At 31.0% G+C, this 17831-nt stretch carries 14 protein-coding genes; all 14 read right to left on the bottom strand.

What is annotated here, in order from left to right; translation table 11 throughout:
* Positions 1-22: 22 nt before the first annotated feature.
* The 14 genes from NST77_RS25215 to NST77_RS25150 all read right to left on the bottom strand — a co-directional run bounded on the left by NST77_RS25215 (position 23) and on the right by NST77_RS25150 (position 17814).
* Positions 23-961 carry a hypothetical protein gene (locus NST77_RS25215; RefSeq protein WP_213086491.1) on the bottom strand — a complete coding sequence of 313 codons (939 nt, stop codon included), beginning with the start codon at positions 959-961 and terminating at the stop codon, positions 23-25.
* Between the two features lie 336 nt (positions 962-1297).
* Positions 1298-1621, bottom strand: a complete 324-nt coding sequence (locus NST77_RS25210; protein ID WP_152116068.1) for a hypothetical protein — start codon at positions 1619-1621, stop codon at positions 1298-1300.
* Between the two features lie 1272 nt (positions 1622-2893).
* Positions 2894-3709 (bottom strand): hypothetical protein, encoded by an 816-nt coding sequence (locus tag NST77_RS25205; protein WP_341118258.1) that lies wholly within the window; start codon positions 3707-3709, stop codon positions 2894-2896.
* A gap of 19 nt (positions 3710-3728) precedes the next feature.
* On the bottom strand, positions 3729-4286 hold the full coding sequence (locus NST77_RS25200; RefSeq protein ID WP_341118259.1) for a hypothetical protein: 558 nt from the start codon (positions 4284-4286) through the stop codon (positions 3729-3731).
* 1945 nt (positions 4287-6231) lie between these two features.
* Entirely contained in the window at positions 6232-7323 is a 1092-nt protein-coding gene (locus NST77_RS25195) for a DnaA N-terminal domain-containing protein (RefSeq protein WP_144545608.1), read from the bottom strand.
* Between the two features lie 355 nt (positions 7324-7678).
* Positions 7679-7963 carry a hypothetical protein gene (locus tag NST77_RS25190; RefSeq protein WP_341123856.1) on the bottom strand — a complete coding sequence of 95 codons (285 nt, stop codon included), beginning with the start codon at positions 7961-7963 and terminating at the stop codon, positions 7679-7681.
* Positions 7964-8453: 490 nt separating this feature from the next.
* Positions 8454-10172, bottom strand: coding sequence for an LPD1 domain-containing protein (locus NST77_RS25185; protein WP_341123855.1), 1719 nt, complete (start codon positions 10170-10172; stop codon positions 8454-8456).
* A 60-nt stretch (positions 10173-10232) separates the two neighbouring features.
* Positions 10233-11237, bottom strand: coding sequence for a DNA cytosine methyltransferase (locus NST77_RS25180; RefSeq protein ID WP_341123897.1), 1005 nt, complete (start codon positions 11235-11237; stop codon positions 10233-10235).
* 11 nt (positions 11238-11248) lie between these two features.
* Positions 11249-12331, bottom strand: coding sequence for a DUF6094 domain-containing protein (locus NST77_RS25175; RefSeq protein WP_341161098.1), 1083 nt, complete (start codon positions 12329-12331; stop codon positions 11249-11251).
* An 80-nt stretch (positions 12332-12411) separates the two neighbouring features.
* Entirely contained in the window at positions 12412-14211 is a 1800-nt protein-coding gene (gene ltrA, locus NST77_RS25170; RefSeq protein ID WP_341123854.1) for a group II intron reverse transcriptase/maturase, read from the bottom strand.
* A 798-nt stretch (positions 14212-15009) separates the two neighbouring features.
* Positions 15010-15414 carry a single-stranded DNA-binding protein gene (locus tag NST77_RS25165; RefSeq protein ID WP_016205240.1) on the bottom strand — a complete coding sequence of 135 codons (405 nt, stop codon included), beginning with the start codon at positions 15412-15414 and terminating at the stop codon, positions 15010-15012.
* A complete protein-coding gene (locus tag NST77_RS25160; protein ID WP_341123853.1) occupies positions 15411-16070 on the bottom strand; it encodes a JAB domain-containing protein in 660 nt (219 codons plus the stop codon). Before NST77_RS25160 ends, NST77_RS25165 begins: the two co-directional genes overlap by 4 nt.
* Positions 16071-16116: 46 nt before the next feature.
* Entirely contained in the window at positions 16117-16476 is a 360-nt protein-coding gene (locus tag NST77_RS25155) for a DUF6018 family natural product bioysynthesis protein (protein WP_144545596.1), read from the bottom strand.
* 201 nt (positions 16477-16677) lie between these two features.
* Positions 16678-17814 carry a DUF418 domain-containing protein gene (locus NST77_RS25150; RefSeq protein ID WP_144545594.1) on the bottom strand — a complete coding sequence of 379 codons (1137 nt, stop codon included), beginning with the start codon at positions 17812-17814 and terminating at the stop codon, positions 16678-16680.
* Positions 17815-17831 lie beyond the last annotated feature (17 nt).

The raw sequence follows: 17831 nt of genomic DNA, 5'->3' as shown, positions 1-17831 counted from the left end.
ATTCGGCCCCCGCTTTTCGTGTTTAAGCTACACTTATAGCGGAACGTGCCGCACTACCTGTCGACATTTCGCCTTGGATGATTACAGCCTTACTCTTAGCAAGTTTTTTCGCTACAGCAGTACTTACATGAGCTTGAACTGGAAACAATTCACGTTTATAAGTACTAATTTTAGGACTAATATGATCCACTAAAGGATTATGAATTGGTGATACCTCTCTGCTAACTTTATTAATCATTCCCTCAACATTTTGTTGCATATACTCTGTCAAATCTGATACCATTTCTACTTCAGTTCCAGTACCCTCTTTGCGGAATCTTAACTTTTTCTCTTTAATCATTTTAGAGATTAAATTATCAACCTCTTCTTCTGTAGCTTGTAACTTAAATAAGGAAAATCCTTTTGGAAATAATTTAGAATCAAAGTAAATATCTACAGATTGTAAAATTCCTATATTTAAAAATTCATGAAAAATAATATCTTTCCATTCGGGTAGGATATGTAGTCCAAATTTGCCTCCGCCTAAAACTGTACGTAAGTCATCTGCTGGATCCCCAGTAAAAGATAAAATATAATCATCATTTCCCATTAATTCATCATGAACAACAACAATTGCTTTTCTATTATTAATAATAGTCATTGGAAATTTTTCGTATTTCCCTTTTTCTGTATAGAGTTCCAATTCTTTTGTATAAGTATAATCTGTTAAGCCTTTCTCTCCGTTTCCGAAAGACAAACCACTTGATCCTATATCAATAGCAGCCTTCATAGCTTGTACAGTAGAATCATTACCAGCAATAATAGTTAAAAGCAGTTTTGCTCTTTGCCAATTTTGCTTTGGTTTTTCATAGGCTAATCCATAGCAAAAAGCAGTCTGCCATGCATCATCAAGATATACTTCAATCATTTTTGGTGTTTCTATTAACTCTTCTGTTATACTTATCGTTTTAGTTTCCTTCATGCTTTCTACCTAATAAGAATAGAAAGCATCGATGCCTCTATCTAATTAGGTAGGGCACCTCCCTTTTATTATTTCATTTTTTTATCAATATACATATTAGATATATAAGACATTGCTGTATCAAAAGATGGACAAAGCTCATTAGATATAGACACTACTTCGGATCTTTTTGAATTATGAATCAAAAACCAATATTGGTTGTATTGATAACCGCAATATTCTATATATCTATCTTTGTATTTGAAATACGAGAACTGAACAGTTTCTATGTTCATATTTTCACCTTTGTGTGTGGTTATAATCTCATTTCCCATTACATTGTGCTTCCTGATTGGTTTAATCTTTAACAAGCGGCACAAGGGATACGCTTCCTTCTAATCCTGCTACTATATCTAGTAGATTCTGTCGATTTTCGATATTGATATCTTTTATTTCTTTAACCTTGTTAGCTGCTACGTCATATTCTCCAATCATTAATTCTATTTCCATCCACCACCAAATTTTATGGTAAGTTTCATTCCCATGATGAATCTGCTTTAAAATGCAATATCCATCCTGTTCTACTTTCTTTTCGATTTGTTTTACTAGTTCCTTGGTGGTCCTAGAATTCTTGGTACCCTCTTTTAATTTTCTCTTTTTAGATTGCTTTTTCGTCGTCATACCTCTCTCAATCCTTTCTGTTATGAATTCATCTATACAAGTGCTTCATTAAAATAACGCAAAAAAGCCTTTGTGATTTAATGTAGATAAATAGCTTATAAGCTATTTATTTTCATCAACCACAAAGGCTGTTAACGTTATATTAAGACTGCTAATCCCTTAAGGGATTGCAAATAAAAAATAAAAGTACGAAACATTTGTATAGTGGTATTATATCCCTACTTTTCTTTTAAGACAAGTAGATAACAAAATTGGTTTTCCCTTATATAATATATATTTTTAAAAGAATTGTTTTTATTAACTTAGTATTTATTTGCTTGCAAAAATTACAACCGCCCCTTGGAAATTTTTCAACCTATAAATACCTTAAAAAATTCACAATAGGGGTTGAAAATTTTACAAAGCGAAAATTATTAGATAATTGCGCCTTGTAATTTTTACAACCCCATGTTATATTTCCGCTTTGTAAATTTTGCAAGGGGGGATGTAAAAAATTCAAAACGCATTGGAAAATTTACAACCCTCCCTTACAATTTTGATAATGCGGAAAATATTAGTGGGTAACTCTAACATTATTTGTAGTTTTGAATAAAGATTGCTTAAGACATTTTAATGACTCTTTATTATTTTTAAGAATACAAAAATTTGAGGAAAGATTGTTCAAAATGTATTTTCTTTTAATAACACTAAAGAAAAAGAATTATAAGATATAAGCATATTAAAGATACAGGAAGAATGACGAAAATGTTTTTTGGCAATTAAATAATAACAAATAGAAGTTAATCTTTATGCTATATAGACCAAAATCATATAAAGCAATCCAATATCTTATAGCATTATAGATAAATTTAATATATTATTTGATTTATTTTTTACGCCGAAAGGTATTGTATGATAAATATTTGGTCTCTATATATTAACCGGTATAAATTTCCGTTCAACAGTGCAACTGGTCCTAGAAAGCGCTGGTGATTTTGCAATGGAGAATGTAGCTCCGTTAAAGGTATACTTTGTATAAACAAGCAATTTATCGCCGTTACCACTTCCTGTGAAAGTTACTTTTAACGTTCGCCTTTTGACACACCAAGAGTTTCTTGGTGCAGTGAGTCCGTCAACTCCTTATCCTACCTTCGGTCCGTTACCGTTGCCAGACGCCATATAAGGCTCTCTCGCCTTCGTGGGATTTTCCTTTGGTAATCCCCTTGGGTTAAAGTAAAAGAAAAAAGGACGCTCAGAAGCGCCCTCAATACGGAATAGAACTGTTTTGTTTTTTTAATTAATAATTTTTTTTATTTTATCAATATCATTATCAAGAACTCCATAAACAACACCGGGCATATTATACACATACTTACTATTTCCGAAGGTATATGAGAGGATAGGTGTAATGGTCATGAAATCATGATTCCCTTCACTTTTTTTATTAAGATTATTAATTTTTATTTGCTTTTTTTCTTGTGAATGAATGTTGAAAGACTGGTCAAACTCGTATGAAATGTCTTTCGTAAGGTCGTGAATTTCAGAAAAATTAATATCCTTGTCTGTTTTATTTTTAACACTAACATCTAAAGATAAAGAAGGATAACCAACATTATATTTACCCGAGGGTTCAATATGTTGATCTTGATAAGAAACATCACTTTGGATAGCTAAATTCCCAAAATTATATGCTTTTACATCCTCATTACCAAATTGAATAAGAACTTGATCTGCTGTTTCAACTTTATCGGTTAAGACCTTAGTAGTAACAATGATGTTAATCAACTTATAGTTTTGGTATATAATTCCTTCATCCACTTGGTAATCTATAACATCAATATTTGGATTGTTAAACTCAATAGATGACACCAAGTCTTTAATTGAAGAATTGGTGTTTTGGACATCTTGAACACCAAAAATATTAAAGGCCATACCATCTTTATTCTCAACGATATAACTTATAAAGTTATCACCGAATTTGAGATTTATATAGTTATGTTGATTACCTTCGACACGTTTGTTGTTTGTTTGAAATATCAAAAAGAAAACAACAAAGGCCAAAGCAACAATTGTTACTAAACTAAATACTTTTTTTCGGCTTTGTATCATGAAATTTTTCCTCGCTCAATTATTGATATACGACCTGTAAATAAGTATCTTTACGCGGAGCATAATGGTAAGTTTTTTTATCAGAATATAACAGACCTTGTGTATTATACAATCTTACTCTGACATACCTCTTATTATAATCACTATAAAAAGCAAGTTTACTATATTTACTGTTGCTTGCTGGAATAGTGATGGCAACACTATAAGTGGTTGTCACAGAATTTGAAACCCCTAATGAATTTGAAATACCTTTTGCAGTTACCCCAACATTAGAAGATATAGTTGAACTTGCTGATTGACTTTTACTCCAAGTATATGAGCTTGCTTTTGCCCATGATCCTGTTAAGTACCTAACAAATTTTTTCACAGTTGTTGGTCCTGAAAGCGTAGTTACTGCTGTATGTGCAGCCATTGTAGTGAATTCCGGTTCTGATAACTGACCTTCAACCTTAACACTTTCTCCTAGTTCTACATTTTCTTCTTCCTCACCACTGTAACCTAAACTTACTTGTGGAACCATTAATAAAAAAATCAACGCGAAAATCGTCCCCTTCAGAATACCCTTTAATCCTTTCATAGTTCCCCTCCTAATGATTGAATTTTCAAATAATTACATGTTTTTCAAAAGCACCTGCATACCTTCTTAAAACTACAAAAACAGGTAAAAATAACCATTACATTACTACCCCATCATTAACTCTAATTACCTCTGCATTAATTCCGGCAAAGTTTCCACATTGATTACAATCGCTTACATTCCAGTTAACTTATTTTTTTCATCATTTTTTCTCCTCCCTAAATTTTTTGTTGTTTATATCAATTTAATTGATACCTTTGTTTAACACTTATTTTAAATTAGTAATTTAAATATGAGTTGCTTATTTGTGAGGTTTATTCTAAATTCAATTGACTTAAAAAAATTATATACTAGAGTATGTTGTTAAAATATCAGATTTTTCGTTAGATTGGCTATATAATGGATAACCTCCATCTTGATTTTCTAATTCGGTAATTTTTTTATATCTCAATTGGAACAATATCTTTATCTAATTGTTGATTAATATCCATTATTGATTCCATTAATTGTATGTCCTATTTTGTATCCGAGATAGATTTCTGAAAATTAAGAAGATTTAGTTGTTTAATAATTGACGGATTTTCAATTCCTTGTTTTTTCAATGTTATTTCTATTGAAGAAAATAAATTTAAAACCCAGAAAATGAAACAATTTCATATTTATTGGTATCTAATTTAAACTCAGAATACTTTACTATAAGCCAATTACTTATAGTAAAGTAAATTTGATCTGATAACTCATAAGAGAGTTTATCTATTATTTCCAGAGCCATTTTGGTAGAAATTAAATAGTTCACTAGTTCTTGTTTGCTATCTCTCCGTGAAAAGATAAAAGTAATCGTTTGTTGATAGTAAATTGTTTGGTAATAATTGAATCTCTAGAAGGGGTTGAAAGTTGAGGTTTTTTAAAATTTTTGAATAAAGCCATATATCATATAAATTACCCATTTTATAATCTTGCAAAAAAAGGTTCAAAATCATGAGTATTAGTTAATAATTTTGCTTCCAGGAATAATATAGAGTATATAAATCAATATTTGACTCTGCTTTTATGGGGATTCCATTTTGTTGAACAATTGAGTATGATATTTTTCTTTAACATTGGTTATATTACCTCTTATGTAATACTCTAACACATTTTTGGGATTATTTGTATTCAAAATTAAATAAAAAGATAATGCACACAAATTATTTACACGTATTTATAACTAACTTAAGCATAACACTTCTTGTTAAACTATATATTGGAAAATTTATTATATTTCTTTTGAATCATTGTTAATTAAAGTGGTTTTATATTAAAAGAAATTTTATTAAAAAAGAAAAAATATCCTCCTTATAACTTATATATATAGAAGCTACCTACAATATTATTTCACATACTTCATGGTGTAATGTTGTACCAGCTGCAAGAATTCTCCCCTATTAATTTTTTATATTGTGGTTATTTTGGATACTGCCAATTTTTCTCTCGTTCTTAAAAACTGTTATTATTAAATGCTCTTCATCCAATTTACATAAATAATTGCTAGTCTTATATTCAAATTCTTCCATAGATCTCACCTTACTTGTTTGATTGCGTTTGATTAATCATAACTACCTCTAATTCTCATCTCCTTTTCTTTTTACATTTTTACTGTTCCCCTGTAATGATCCCTTCTCGAACCTTCGAAAAGACACTGAAAAAGAGTTAGAAGCAAATAATGCAATGACAATAGGAGAAGGGTCGAAACCTTTTATTCAAAGAGAGGCCGCTCACCTACAATTATTCCATCTCAATAAACAAACACTATTTTCTTGAATACATAGTTATTATCAATATTGCTTATTAAGAGATTTGCAACCTTCAAAATAATATTGTGCGCTTAGCAGCTAGATTAATATGAAGAAAAGGACCAAAAATGGTCCTTACTAAAATTGTTATAGTTAGCTTCTCTACATTATTATTAAACTTGCTTATAAAATTCATAATGGGAGAAATTTATGTCAGTGATCCAACTACCTGTTTTATTCACCCATTCTACTATATTATCTTTATATCTTTCTTCTAGCCAATCCATAGCAAATTCGTTCGGTGCATAAATAGTTAAAATATTATTTTGAACTTTTATTAGGATATCTTTAAACCAAGTATCGAAAGAGGGTTTAGAAATATTTGCTTGTGCAGATTCTAGAACAACAGCTAAAAGCAGTTTTTCATCTTGTGTCATATTCTTTTTTAAATGTACCTCTGTTTCAGAATAGGTAATAGATGAGTCAACTTCTTCACTTTTATCTTTTTTATGAATATTTTTAAGTATATCTTTATATTGTAAGTATTTATTGTAAATCTCCTCATAATCTAATTGTTCTGGAAGGATATCCGCTTTGTTTTTTAAATGCTTCCTGGTAAAAACTTCGTGCTCTTTGCGTAATCTAGGAGGTAATCCTTCACGTTCTTTTTTTAGCATTTTCTTTACATGAGCAGGTGCATTTTCAGGGATAATTATATTATTATCTCCCTCTATTAGCTTTTTAGATAATAAAGGAGTTTGTTTCCTGACTTTAAAAATAGGACTCTCTTCCATATTATTCCGAGACTCATTTATTACATTAAACTTATAGACAAAGCCGTAATGCTCTAGTATATCTAAATAGGTATGTAATGTTTTTCTTGATTTATCCATTTTCTCTGAAATCAATTCAAAATTGGGATACACATAGTCTTTTTCCCCATAAGCATGTCTTTTTAAATATGCATATAATCGTGTGGCGTCTCCCAGATAAAATCCCCAAAAGTCAAAAAAATAGTTATTAAAAATAGTAAGCTCACCATCAATTGCTGGAATAGACTCTCCGTGCTCGTCTAAACTAAAATTTCTAACTTGATTTTCCTCAAAGATCAATTTATCTTGCTCTGGGTAAAAATAGGTTTTATATTCTTGAGTATCCTCTATATTTATCAATTTACTTCTTTGCGTAAACATACCTGTATCTTTTAATCGAAAATACTTTAGTTTATCCTTTTTACCTTTTAAATTATAATACTCTTCTTCCACTATTGTTCCTCCTAAGTAAACCCAAGTAAACAAATTAAAGAAGGAGTTTTACTTGCTAAAACATATATTTATGTTAAAATATTTTCAAGAATATAAGTTTAGAAAACTCCCGCTTTCACTCAATTAAACTACTATCAGTTTAGCGCCTGATAGTTTAATTGTATCTAGGTGGGTTTTTTTATTTTATCATACAAGCTTTTGTTTATGGATTAAACAAAAAGGGAAAAACCCTATGACAAAATACCAAATCGAAATTTGGCCTTTTCATAGGGTTTTTCCCTTTGTATTTAATATTGAATTTATTAAAACATACTTTTTGGAATTATTCAATAGGATTAATTTCCAAAGATATTAATTATTTCAATATGATGGAATTTATTTCTCTTATTAACTCTTTTTCTTCATTAATTTTTAATAAGTAATCGGCTTGTTCCTTAGAAATTAGCAATTTTACTTCTTGGACTTTTTTACATCTATTTTTAGGTTTTTCTTGAATTATAGAAAGTAAAACACTAGATCTTATATTTTCATTACAATTTGTAAAATTTTCCTTTAACAAAGAATATAAAATCACATAATTATCTTCAGATGTAAAACCTATCCGTTTTAATAAGTAATTTTCCATCTTAATATCCCTCATTCTTATATCATCTTCTATTTATTTTAACTTATATATACAAACATTTTATAAATTTCTATAGATATCTCTCAATAAAGTATATAATTCACCAAAAAAAAGCTAACTAAACCAACGTTTACTTAGCTGTTATTATACTTTAGATATTAAGTAATAAAGTTCCAGTATACAGTGAATTTCTTTATAAATTTCCTATTCTTTTGTAACGTTAATGACATATTACCTATATTATAACCATTTTGAGGAAGAAAACAACTTTATTTTTAAAGTCCTTTGGACACTCCATTTATTTATTCACTCTTCAATTAAATTGGCTATTAGTTATCATTTTACCATCATCATAATAAAACTATAGTATAAAGTATATATAAAAAATAAACAAAATGTTAGGGTCTAAAGTTAGAGTTATAAAGAAGTTAATAGTAATTTTTATATAAAAAAGAAACCCAAGGTATCTTGAGCTAGATATCTTGGGTTTCTTATATTTTTTTATTTATAATATGTCATTGATCTTTAATGTATCAAATAATATATCAAAAGCTTTATTTATTTTTTCTCGCTCTTTTCCTTGAGGAAAAGCAATCTCCTCTGATGTCCCATACACTAGATAGTCATTACGTCTATTAGTTGCTGATAGTTTATCTGCAATGTAAGCTTCAAACGCCCTTGCAGCCATTTCAATAATATTACTCCAATATTTAGATTCATTTCCATTGTCTAACTCGATTGCATTTAGGTAATATTGTGATTTATCAGTTGGATAAGGTATTCTTTCAACTCTTTCTCCAGTAATTTTTTCATGATACCAAGCCATAGCCAATGCATATTTTTTAACTTCTCTTTTTGCCCTTCTTTTGAGTTTTTCTTTTTCTTTCTTTAGTGAAATTTCTGATGCTCCATAATACTGAGAAAAATCAAGTCTTCTATTTATGCTTTCTCGCTGAATAGTACATTCTTTTTTTATACCTAATGCTATATCTCCGTTAAAACGTTCATAATCTCTTTTTAAAGCAACTCCTCTATAAGTTACATCATCTTTGTTTGTGTTTATGAAATATGCTGTTCCATTTCCTTCTCTTAAACTCTCAGATAAATATTCTAAGGCACTTTTTATTTGAGAAGGTATTTGTTCACCTAGTGTATTACATTCTGTTCCATATCCTCTACTACTTGTATTTTTATGACTTTTAATGTAAATGTAGTGATCAATGCTATGAAATAGCTCATGGGCGAGAATTCCTAAACAACCTTTATTTTTTGTCATATTAATAACTCTTGATAGAGCCTCATAAGTACCTAATGCATTTCCGCCTCTTCCTCTTGCTCCAAAAGCTAGTCCAAGTGTTCCATCTAAAGATAAAGAAGTAACATCAATTTCAAGTACATCTGCTAAATCCAAAATTGCTTCTGAAGCTCGAACTAAATGCTCCATGCCTTTTTCATCATCCATATAATGGCCAAATTGCACTCCTCGAAATCCAAACAACTCCACCAAATCTTCAGGTTTTTTTACCGGGCTTGGTTTCCCACCTCTTCTATCAGGTCTTTCTGGTAATACTCTTTCCCATTTACTATTTTTCTTTTTTGTACCTTTTACGCCATTTTCCTTTTTCCCAAAGATATCGTCCCATGTATTTATTTTTGATGCTGTATTAATAGATGATTTATATCCTGCCCTCAGAAAAAATTTTAAGAAGCTTTTCCCTAAAATAAAGAAATTTGTATCTGATTCTTTATTTCTTTCTAATATAAGCGTTTTGGAAAAACCAACAATAAAGTCTGAAACATCGTCCCACTTTTTCACTTTATTAATAAGTTCTAAGAAACTTTGGATTGCTAACATAAAGTCTCTTCTTCCCTCTTTTGTTTGAACAGCGGGAACCTTATCTATTCTATTAATAATTAATTGCTTCAATTTAGCAACTCCTGGTTCTACACCATTTTCCTTTTCAAGCTTCAGAGAAAAAGATTTTGTTAATTCTCTTTTGGTTATTAATTCCTCTGAAAGAAGCGGATTAAGCTTTTCTATGTTTTCTAATTCTTCCTCAGAATGATTTTCCTGAAATCTTCTTTTTATTTTATCTAGTTCTTTTCTAGAACCAGTAATAAAGTCTCCAACGTCATATGCAACATTCTTATCAATTTGCTTTTCTGTTCTTATTTCTTTAACTTTCTTAATATTAAGATCAAAAATACTTAATTGTGAGTTCATGTTTATATCCTCCTAAAAAACGGATTAGAATATTAGATCTAATCCGTTTTTTCCATTTAATTAAATAATCAACTCTAATTGCCCTTTTGTATTTGTTAGTAAATCTTCTGCAAAATCCTCTTTTAGAATAACTTTAAAAATTGCTTCTAAAATTGGGACGACTATACTATTTCCTGCTAGTTCGTAAAGAGTAGCATTTCTACAACCCTTTCTAGAAGGGAATTGTTCCAAGATTAATTCAAAATCCCTATCATCAAAACCCATTAATCTCCATACTTCTCTTTCAGTTAGATATCTATATCCCTCTTTATCTTTTAATCTAATAATTCCAGCGTTAGGACATCGATCTTGTCTTTCTGTTATAGTCCAACAATAATCTTCTATTACGGATAATCTACGTTTATACTTATCCGTTTCCTTAACTGGGTTAAATTCTTCTATTCTACTCAACATACTTGGAACATTAACCAAATACTGAGAACCAGTTACTTTATTCTCTAAGAATCCACTAATATGACGCATTGGGGTTCTTTCTAATTTATTGAAGTCAAATGCCTCTTTTCCAAAAATGGATATACAAAACACTCTTTCTCTTTGCTGTGGAATACCAAAGTCAACAGCATTTAAAACATCGAAAGAATTTGTGTATCCTAGTTTACGCATTTGTTGAATATAAGAGTTAAACGGGCCAATTAGGTCTCTATCTAAAACGCCTTTTACATTTTCCCAAATTACAACTTTTGGTTTCCACTTCCCCATATTTTCTATAATTTTAAGCGTTTCAAACATTAATGAACTGCGAGTCTTAGTCTTTATATTTCCACCTTTTCTATATCCTGACCTTGAAAAATCTTGGCAGGGAGATCCGTGGATAAGGATATCCGGCTTCAGATTCCATCCAACAACGGATTGTGGTTTATGAGCATGGTCATATAGAGCATTATAAGCACGTACTCTATTTTCTTTTATCTCTACATAATCTATAGCTTTATGATCAACCCCCAGATTTAATAAAGCTTTTCTTGGGGCCCCAATACCTCCGAATAATTCTAAAATTTTTATCATATCAATCACCGTCACACTAATTTTTTTATCATCCCATTTGGAGTTATTATCTTTACAGATACATCCCTCTTTGTTCTGGTTTTAGTTATTACAGTCTTGCTGCCATTGTCGTGATGTTTTACCTCTTCATCCACAATTTTAGAAACGGATTCAAGACCTTGTACTAAATGATAATTTTCGCCTTCACCTAGCTCACCATTAATCGCTCCGCTTGCTAATAATAAAGACAATTGCCCTTGATTAAGCGGCAGAATAGGTTCTCCACCTATACTTAATTGACGTGGCTTGGTTCTATTCATAAAAGCTTCGAATCCTTTACTCTCTCTAATACTTTCAACAAAATCGTCTTTATTTGCCAATTTTGTATAAAATGTAGATAAGTTTTTATAACCGCTTGGTACATTCCATTTAAATTCTCTAGTTACAATCTGATCAATCGTATTTACATTCTTTAATATAAATTCCTCGGAATCCATTCTTAATAAAAAATCAAATAATTTTTCATTAATTCCTTTATATTTTCCTGCCTTTTTTCTTCCAATAAAAATACACTGTTTATAGTCTTCATAATCCTCTTTGGAAAATCGCATAATGCCAACTTCATTAAAGTTAGTTGCTAAAAACCTAGAAATTTTTTGATCTGCAAAACGATATGAAGGAATAATATATATCAATATTCCATTCTCTTTTAGATATCTATAATTCCTTTCTAATTCAACCCATTCTTTTCTTTTGGCTGAAGAATCATCCATCCCCTTTAATGCAAAATCATATGGTGGATTAAGAAATAAGAATGACACAGCTTCAATTTGTATTACCATAGATTCTATAGGGGCATTTATACAATGATTCAAAAGCTTTGAAGCGCGTTCAGCACGTCTTCTATCAAGTTCGACTCCATAAGTATTAATAATAGTCTCTTCATTATTAAAGGCAGCTGCAAGTTGATTTAGAATCTCTCCCTCTCCGCAAGTGGGATCAAACCAAACACCACTACCTTCGACATTTAGTAATTTAATGATATATTCACCTTGTGTTTCAGGTGTTGCAAAAAAACCTGCTTTTAGTTCCGATAGGTAAGTCTTTGATGTAATCTCCGACTTTTCCCCCGGTTAGCACCGTACGTGAGACTTTCACCTCATACGGCGCCCCATCTAACTGGTTATACAGTTTACTAGTCTTTAATAGGTTGAAGTTTGCAAGCTTTACGAAGCTTGTTTAATTTCTTTAGTTGATATTCGTTTATATTCAACAACCTCATATATTTTTCTATAGTTTCCTCTTTCGTAGCATGAACCAAGATATGAGCAAATTTATGAAGTACAGCCAAATTTTCGTATTCGTCAGTTCCACCTAAATATATAGGTGTAATATGGTGGCAATGATAGTTGTGAATGTCTATAGTTAGGTCCACACCTGTAACAAAACATTTGCCTTTACTGGCACTGAACTTTGAGACACGATTATCATTGTATTGAATGCTTCTTTTCTCAATGTAAGTTTTAGCTAGTTGTTGCACAGCTTTTTGAATGTTATACATGAGATTGACTTTACTATTTAGCTCTCTACCTTTCGGACTGTAGTCATTAATATCCTGTTGAAATTGTTTCACCACGATAGATTTCACCGCTGAAACAGGAATTAAAGGTACTTCTTTGATGGAAAAGGTAGTGTAATTGTATTTTTCATATCCTTTCACTTCACATTTGCCTGATCCACTAATTTTTGAAAGATTATTCCATATAGTTCGGTAAGTTTTGTAGGCAATTTCTTTCATATCAACGCTAACGTGCGATGCAGCAGAAAAGTAGTTATGAATTCCTCTAATATAAGAGTTGTATTCATATGCTTCTTTTCGGGTGTTAGAACGATATAGTGTTCTAGCTCTTTGGCGTAAGGATTGTATAATATCTTGTTTCTTTTTATCGCTGATGAAACTATGTGCTACGATTCTTTTTCCTTTCCTAACCCCTTTAATTTTGAATCCAAGAAATTCGGATTTTCTTTTGCGGAGATTTGTTATCTTCGATTTTTCTTTCGAGATATTTAAACCTAGTCTCTTTTCAAGGAAATTTTGTACTGCAAAATACCATCTTTTCGCTTCATTATATGAAGTTGTGATGATTTTAAAGTCGTCTGCGTACCTAACAATAAAGCCTTGCTTCATGTTTGTTTTGGTCTGCAAAAAGCGGTATTTACGAGTATCTTTACTTCCTAGTTTGCTAATGTCGAAGGTTTCAAATTGGTCACTTACCCAATGGTCGAGTTCGTTAAGAACGACATTTGAGAGTAAAGGGGAAAGTATTCCACCTTGTGGAACACCTTTGTTTGGTATCCCTTCACCTTCAATATTGGCTTTTAACATCTTTTTAATAATTGCCAGGAGCCTTTTGTCCTTAATACCTAAAGAAAATAGTTGTTTAATCAATTTGTTGTGATTGACGTTATCGAAGAATCCTTCAATGTCAATATCAACAACATAATGATTTTTCCCTACGTTTATAAGGTTTAGCATCCTTGCAAGAGCGTGATGTGTTGAGCGGTTTGGTCTAAAACCGTAGGAATGTTCAAAGAATTTCGCTTCACATATTGGTTCAAGTATCTGTTTTATGGATTGTTGGATAAGTCTATCTTCCATTGTAGGTATGCCAAGCGGTCTTTCCTTTCCATTAGCTTTAGGAATGAAAACTCGACGTACACTATTAGGGTGGAAGTTGGCTAACCTTTCTCGGATATTATTGATAAAGGTAGCTTCATCCATTATTTTATAATCTTTGATACTTAATCCGTCTGTTCCAACAGTTTTACTCCCCGTATTAGATTTGATATTTCTATATGCTAAAAGTAGATTGTCTCTACTAATAATTAGTTCATAGAGATTAGAAAATGAAAAATTTTCTTTTGATTTTGCGTATAGATTATCAAAAATTGGTTGCATTAAATAATATTCGGAATATCTTACACTATCATTCATTGGTAAGTTCGCTACTCTCCTTTAAAAGGATTTTGCCTACTTGTCCTAACCGATTGCTTACCCTAGTAATTTTCTGTTTAATTCCGTTAGACTAGTGGCCTTCCCTCCACAGTTTGTTATCCCTGTTTCTTCGGTACCATGCCACCACCATCACGAGTATTAACACACGTTATAGATTTGCTCTTTTCCGTATGAACGCTTCAAAAGTCTCCGAACCTCCACGTTACTCGCTTTCCACGTTCCAATCATTCCTATCTGTTCATATATACTTAGGTGCTTTCTTTACAACTACTTGCTGGAGCAACCCTTCTTTGTTGCTAAGGATTTTCATAACAAACATTCTTACTCATCCTCACAAGTACCGCTTTATACGGCGATGATTATTCCTAATCATCTAGGTTATAGTTGTGTACATTCGAAAGTTCGTCAGTTACAAGGACATTCTCACCATATATATTTTATAGACACCCGATTTATCGTTGAACCATTACAATAACAGCATTGGGACCAACTTCAATCGACTTTACCTAGCTTCACACCTCAAATCCTTCGGAGGGAGTTGACGCATGTAGGAGTCTTAGTGACTATGCTTCGGGGTGGTTAGTTCCCTCATTCATAGTTTGGAATGACAGTTAGATATGAATTTGCAATCCCATATCCGAGCTTTTCACGACTTTTTTTAATGTCATTTATAGCTCAACGTGTCGCACGTTTGTTACCTATATGAGACATGTTATTTCCTCCTATTTTTAATCATGAAAAAACGCCCATTCTATTAGAATGAACGTTTACTCAATATTATCTTTCCCAAGGCATTATATCCTCTTGATGATAATTCTCCTCATATGAATATTTGTGATTATTCTCTCCATCATCCTCAGTCTTCAGTCTCCTTTTACCTGAATCTAAAAAGACTATATCTTCTGCAATGATTTCAATTTCTGTTTTATTATCCTTAAATTTTGCTTGCAAACGTGCTGTAACAGCAATTAAACTACCTTTTTGTAAATTATTATGACAAGTGGTAGCTAACTTTTTCTCTTTAAATGCTTTAATTGGAATAAAGTCTGCCTCTCTTTCTCCATGCTGATTTCTATAGTTTCGATTTACAGCAAGTGTCATAAAACAGACTGGATTTTCCTCTGTACCTGCTAAATAAGGATCTCTACTCAATCGGCCTATTAGGTTACATTGGTTTTTCATGCTAATTCTCCTTTGGACTTATTCGTAATCTCTTCCGCAATAGAAACGCACATTTTTTTACCCAAAATAATATGATCAAGTACCTCAACATTCATTAGATTGGATATAGATAAAAAATAGTCGAATAAAGAATAGTCTTCATCTTTTAAAACTGCATAACCTGCAGGTTCATTACTACAGACTACTATTTTTGAAGCGTTTCTTTTAATTGCTTGTCGAAATGCCAAATGAACTAAGTCTTTATTGAGTGTTCTAGTCCCTTTAACAATATTTTGTCTGCCTATAACCACATTATTCTTATTTAAAAATAAAAGATCTAATTGTGAATCCTGCTTATAACGAATATCTCTCACACATTCAATTACATCAAATTTAGAAGATATTTTAAATTCCGATTGCCAATCAAATTTTGGTACCATATTTAAGATTCCATTTAGTGCTTTTATTCTAAATAAAGTTTCCGTAGTTATTCCTTCGAACTTCAATAGCTCCTCTTCAGATAATTGAGAAATCCCACTTAAACCTAACTCACCTAAAGTATCGATCGTTGAGTCACATACGGTTTCACCGACAATAATAGCCAGTAAATGTGGAAGACTAGTGTCATTCTCCCCAAAATACTTAATATATTCCTTTGCGTCGTTGTATCTACTCATAATAAATCTACCTCTCTTAATTAAATGTAAATGTCCTCATAGCTCTTTATTCAATATCAAAAAAATATCCCATTATCGCTTTCTTTAAGCGTGTAATTGTAGAAGGTTTTTCGTAGATAGTTGTACTAAAATGATAAACCTTATCGCCTTTATACCTCCACATTACTTTTGAGTTAATTCCTTGCTCTAAACACTCAATAAATACTAAGAATTCATTAAATGCATGTTCTTTTGACACTGACTTAGCTTTAAATATTCTTCGTTCCCCATCTGGCAAAATGATCTCGATACTATGACGAGAATGTAAGATTGGTTTACTAGCAATAATTTTTTCTGCTTTTCTTTTACTTTCCTCAAATACATTTCCTTGTAAAACTGGCCCCTTACTAATTGTTTCTTTCATCATTTTTCTTCATCCTCTCAATATATTATTTATATAAAACGCAAAAAGCGCCCTGAGAGATGGTTTAATGAATTACACATAAAGTGTAATACTCAATAAATCATCCCAAAGGACGCTGCGTTTAATATCTAAACTGCTAGCCAATAAAAGGCTGCTAAAATGTTAAAAATATAAAATAGTTACATTTTCATTCTACTATTATATCTATTTCTTATCAACCCTATTATAGGAAGGAGTCCTTTTATAGTAAGTTAACTTACGCCATACCGATTCAATGGGTCCTTGCTTATGTTTTTTTAACCACCAATTACTTAATAATATTTGTATGAATATTAAAGCTATAGAAAGAAAAACTAAATGACCAGGTGAAACTTGTGCATATAACTTAAATACTTTAAACATGAAAAAACAACATGTTGTTTGGAATAAATAATTACTCATAGATGTTTTTCCTATATTAGCAATTAATTTGAAATGCTTTCCTGTTTTTTTTAGTAATAACAGAATAGATAAACCATAAAATATGGACATGCTTATATTACCAAAAATTTCGGAAAGTCTTATTAAAAAGTAGGAGTCAGAATATATTATTGCTAATGTTTTTATTGCAATACCAATACTACCACTTATCACCCACATTAATTTGTGGATTTCCTTAATATTAGTAATCAATGCTTTATTTTTTCCTAATATCATCCCTAACAAAAACATTGGATAAATACTGCAGAACAAAGATGGAAGATTTTCTATAGAGTAAATCGTTAACCAATCAACAGTATTTTGTAATAATGCAATTCTTCCCCCTGTTTGATAATTAATAATCACATTTTGTAATAAGTTATAATCAACAGCTGCAATTTGATAATCAAATAACAGTATCTTAATTAATTCAAACAACATTGGAATCATAAATATACCAATCAGCAGCATCATAACACGACCAGGAACTTTATAAACAGGAAGTAAGAACAAACCTATTACTGCGTATATCATGAGTATATCTCCATAAAAAATGAAAAAGGCATGTAAGAATCCAATTGCAAACAGTATCCATAATCTCTTTGAGAATAAATAGTAAGGATTATATCCTTTGTCTTCTGCGTTCTCCATAAAAATAATTGCGCTAAAACCAAAAAGGATAGAGAAGAGGGAATAAAAATTACCTTCAGCGAAGATAAATAAAATCGATTCTACTAGTTTATCAATAGGATCCATCCAAATACTGCTTGGAGAGGATTCATATAAATGAGGACCACTTAGGGGTAATATATTTGCAAAAGCTATGCCTAAGATTGCAAATCCTCTTATAATATCAATTGAATGTATTCTTTCCTTCTTCATTATTCAATCTCCTTCGC

Origin of the sequence: Niallia sp. FSL W8-0177 (assembly GCF_038006285.1) — a bacterium.
Classification (GTDB): Bacteria; Bacillota; Bacilli; order Bacillales; family Cytobacillaceae; genus Niallia; species Niallia circulans_A.
Note: the sequence above shows the minus strand (reverse complement) of the source record. Positions and strands in the feature narration are given on the sequence as shown.